We start from the raw sequence: 4,367 nt of genomic DNA on the forward strand, positions 1-4,367 counted from the left end.
TGTCAAACCGCCGACACCATCGGTCAAAGCATGGGGGCATCGCGGCTGGGGTTGTCTCTTTCATCGCTGCTCTTTCAACGTAAAGTGCTTACTCTTTAACGATTATACTCGATTTGATCTTTATTTGGCGTTTAAGTCCCAGTAATGGAACACCAATGGCTGAAGCCTTTAAACAGGCTTATACTGGGGTAGAAAAATTTATTTCTAATCATCGCGATAGTTTTCCACCTGTTGTGATTAATATAACCGATGGAGAACCTAATGATTCTAATGCTGCTACTACTGAAGCGAAAAAACTAGCACAACTTAAAACAAGTGACGGTAACGTGATTGTTTTGAATGCTCATATTTCTAACGCATCAGCAGGGAAAATAGAGTTACCTAGTGACAATGCTGGTTTTAGCAGTAATAAATTTGCTAACTTTTTGTTTGATATTTCCAGTGTGCTTCCTGAGCCTCTTGCTGAGAGTGCCAAAAATGCGGGTTTTAATGTTCAACCTAATGCCAGAGGTTTTATCTTTAATGCTGATGCTGAAGCACTGATTAAACTTCTTCAATTTGGTTCTCAAGGAGCATTACGCTAAAGTTATTGTCATTAATTATGGAATCTCATCATAAAGTTTCAGTCATCCGTCGGTTCAGTGATAGAACTCATAAAGAGATGGAAACCATTAGCGGTTGTCAAGATAATTTTAGCTATAATGAAGCTAAGAATTGTTTTGCGATCGCTGATGGTGCAACTCAATCATTTTACTCAAGTATATGGTCAAAACTTCTTGTTGATTATTTTTTTGAAAATCCCCAGATTGATAAAAACAATTGGCAAGAATGGCTTAAACCAATTCAGGAACAATGGTTAGAAGAAGTTAAAGCAGAATTACAAAAAGCAAAAAGCGGTAATAATTTTGCCTGGATTGAGATTTACAATGGTTTGAATGGTTTTCAACCAGCAACATCTACCTTTATTGGGTTACAATTTATTGAAAATCAAGCCAAAGTATCTATTGTTGGCGATAGCTGTCTGTTTATTTTTCAGGGAGATAAATTAATTAAAACCTATTTATTGCAAAAATCAGCGGATTTTAATAATCGACCTGGATATTTTGGAAGTTACCCTAAAAATAATAATGATTATAAGCCAGAATTTTTAGACATCGAATTAAAATACAAACAACCTTCAGATAAGCTTTATTTTGTACTAGCAACTGACGCTCTAGCTGAATATATTTTTAAATATACAGAACAGCAAAGAGATATTTTAACAACTTTACTTAAAATTAGTTCAGAACAGGAGTTTGAGAATTTTGTAAAATATGCTAGACAGGATGACACAATAAAAATGAAAAATGATGATGTCACTTTAATGATTTTAGAAGTCAGGGATCGTGAAATTCCCAGTTCGTCTACACAACCCATAAAAGAAAATGAAGGAAATCCTCCTATCGTTTCACCTTTAAGTGATGAAACTGAACAGTTTCCTAAAGAGGATGAAAACAATTATTCAAACGTAGAAGAAAACCCTCAAGACAATACTTCTGATCAAAAGTTACAAGATACTTCTGGTTTTGCCAAAATAAGCTCCAATCTACAAACATTATTACAACCTCTGCTATCTTTATTCATGCCGCCCCGCAATTCGACGAGTTCAACTTCTCAACCGACGAAATACCCCGTAATTAAAAGAATAGATGGAATCCGTAATATTCTCTTTGTTTTTATTCCTTTAAATATATTCTTAAGTGCAACCACATTATATTTTATTTCTCAGACAGATAACAAAATAAATAGTATAAAAACTGAACAATCAAGCAATTCAAATTCATCTAGTCAAGTCACTGAATATAAACCTAAATATATGAACCTTAAAAAAGGAAATCAAATCTACAAAGATCAAGATTTTCAAGAAATTATTATTCCTGCTTTATCTGACTCATCTCAGGTTTTAATTTTAGAAGAAGGAGAGGAATGGATTAAATTTCAGATTGATCTTTATGCTAATCAAGCAATCTTGAATGAATGTTCTACTTGTGCAAGGGATGAAATAGAAATAAAACCCAAGACAAATCTGAGAACTTTGGCTAGTGAATCAGAAGGGGATGTTTTTGGACAATTAAGTGAACCATCAAAGTTTAAAAAACTTGAATTTGATTCCCTTCCCAATTGGTCTAAATTTACATTTGTGGGGTATGTAAAAAAATGAAATATCCGCTTAGAAATGACTATGAAACATTCGTAAAATCCCCTGATAAATTTATATACGATGGTATTTTACAAAAAGGAAAGCCTGTTAAGCAAAAGCAAAATCAGAACTTTTTACTGTCTCATAATGGCGGAAAAGCCGTTGTTTATGAAATTCAAACTAATCCTAAAAAATATGCCCTTAAATGTTGGATAGAAGATTTAGGGTTCTTCGTTACTTGGTATGGTTCGATAGGGGGGCATAAATCGACTAAATCCTTATCTGGTAAGAGACTTAATTGATTAGTTCGCTCTAGATCAAAAACAATTGACAAAAATCGCTAAATGCCTTTCTATATAAGGGTTCCATCCCTTATAACCCCCGTCCATTGCATAACAATTACCGAAGAGCCAGATTTAGGGGATCTAAAAATTCGTTATAAGGCGATTGATGCCTATCTTAAAACAGTTCAACTTCCTTATTTTGTTGATTTTGCTTACCAAGAACAAGGAATTTTAGTCAATGGACAAAGATTTCCCATTATTAGAATGGAATGGGTTGATGGTATTAGCTTTAAAGACTTTATATCTAATAATATTAATAACCCGACTTCTATCCGTAACTTTGCCGAAAAATTCTTAGAAATGGTTAAAATTCTCCATCAAAATAATATTTCTCATGGAGACTTACAACACGGTAATATTATAGTGCGTAAAAATGGTGATCTATGTTTAATTGACTATGATAGTTTATATGTTCCTCAATTAAGCAATGCAACCGACAATATTAAAGGACTCCCCGGTTATCAACACCCTAACAGAAATAAGTTATCTAAATTAAGTCCAAAAGCTGACTATTTCTCAGAAATGGTGATTTATTTATCATTGCTTGTTCTATCAGAAAATCCTGACTATTGGCAACAAATACAACCAGAGGAAAGACTGCTATTTTCCGAAAATGACATAATTAAACCTAATTTATCCAAGATTTTTAAAGAACTTAAAAATCTTTCTCCTGAGATTGTGTATTTTACCCAAGAATTAGAGAAATTTTGTCAACAATCAAATATTGAAAACCTACAACCTCTTGAAAATTTAGTCAACAATTACACAGGAGCTAAATGGAGTTTTGTGCCTCCTACTAACCCTATTCCAATCGTTACTTCACCCCCCACTATCGGTTGGGATTTCCCACCTAATCCTAAATCTACTCCACCCCCATACCCTCCTCCCTCAAGTCAAGGATGGACTTTCTCCCCTAACGGAGTTCAAACTCAAACCAGTCCAAAAAATACAACATCTTCAGATCCCTGGACAAAACTTGAAACCAATTCATCAAGTGCTTGGGATAAATTTGACACGGGTAAAACACCACCTCCAACAGATTGGGATAAACTCCATCAACAACCTCGAAAAGAAGCACCAGTACCTATTCCAGATGAAAACATTTGGGATAAATTTGATAATATTTGGAAGAAACTTACAACATCTGTATCATCTATTTGGAACAAAATTTTGAACTGGTTTAATTAGCTATCTGATTATTCTGTGCAGTTCTCCTATCCTAAAATCAACTCCATTGCTTGATTAATAATTTGATTTTTATCAACCATAGCTTCAATTTCTTCGGGTTTATATATACCTTCAAAAGCTTCTAATGCCCCTTGTCTTAAAGCCGAAGAATAAGCATCATCTAAGGTTTCTTTTAATTCTTCTATTGTTAGATAATTTCCTCCAGTTTTACGTCGTTTATTAATGCGTTGAATCTGTCTAACAGAATTAGAAATAGAGGTTTCCCATGAGCGGGTACTGCGTTTTTCTGCTTGCTGTTTAATCAGATGTAATAGGACAATAATACTAAAGCTAAAAATCTTATTGAGCTTATCATCTTTGCTCATTTCTGTCATTTCCTCTACCAGGAGCAAGGCATCGGGAACATTTCCTACTAAAAGTAAATCCTTTAATTCTAACAATTCTTCCATATTGCCCCTGTTATCAATTCAGTCGTTTTTTGAACCAAGCCAGATATAATTAATTTATTCAGAGAGGAATCGTCTGATTAAATCTTCCCGTGAAGACTCCAATAATAAACGACTAGACTCCATCGGTGATAACTTGAGCAACTCATCAATGACTTTTATTAAAGACTCATCCAATTCTCCAAACCTCACTTGCATTAAATTTTCAAT

Annotated in this window: 5 protein-coding genes; 4 read left to right on the plus strand and 1 reads right to left on the minus strand. The window is 33.9% G+C overall.

The window, feature by feature from the left end:
- The first annotated feature begins 155 nt into the window (after positions 1-155).
- The 4 genes from O9295_RS16020 to O9295_RS16035 are packed head-to-tail and all read left to right on the plus strand — an operon-like array spanning position 156 to position 3,711.
- Complete coding sequence (locus O9295_RS16020; RefSeq protein WP_288033809.1) at positions 156-584, plus strand: vWA domain-containing protein; 429 nt, start codon at positions 156-158, stop codon at positions 582-584.
- A 17-nt stretch (positions 585-601) separates the two neighbouring features.
- On the plus strand, positions 602-2,200 hold the full coding sequence (locus tag O9295_RS16025; protein ID WP_288033810.1) for a protein phosphatase 2C family protein: 1,599 nt from the start codon (positions 602-604) through the stop codon (positions 2,198-2,200).
- Positions 2,197-2,481 (plus strand): hypothetical protein, encoded by a 285-nt coding sequence (locus tag O9295_RS16030; protein ID WP_288033812.1) that lies wholly within the window; start codon positions 2,197-2,199, stop codon positions 2,479-2,481. Before O9295_RS16025 ends, O9295_RS16030 begins: the two co-directional genes overlap by 4 nt.
- Before the next feature lie 42 nt (positions 2,482-2,523).
- Complete coding sequence (locus O9295_RS16035) at positions 2,524-3,711, plus strand: protein kinase domain-containing protein (protein ID WP_288033814.1); 1,188 nt, start codon at positions 2,524-2,526, stop codon at positions 3,709-3,711.
- A gap of 26 nt (positions 3,712-3,737) precedes the next feature.
- On the opposite strand, the gene O9295_RS16040 is transcribed toward O9295_RS16035, so the two are convergent.
- Positions 3,738-4,160, minus strand: coding sequence for a DUF29 family protein (locus tag O9295_RS16040; protein ID WP_002791560.1), 423 nt, complete (start codon positions 4,158-4,160; stop codon positions 3,738-3,740).
- Positions 4,161-4,367: the final 207 nt, after the last annotated feature.

Origin of the sequence: Microcystis sp. LE18-22.4A, assembly GCF_027531105.1 — a bacterium.
Taxonomy (GTDB): domain Bacteria; phylum Cyanobacteriota; class Cyanobacteriia; order Cyanobacteriales; family Microcystaceae; genus Microcystis; species Microcystis aeruginosa.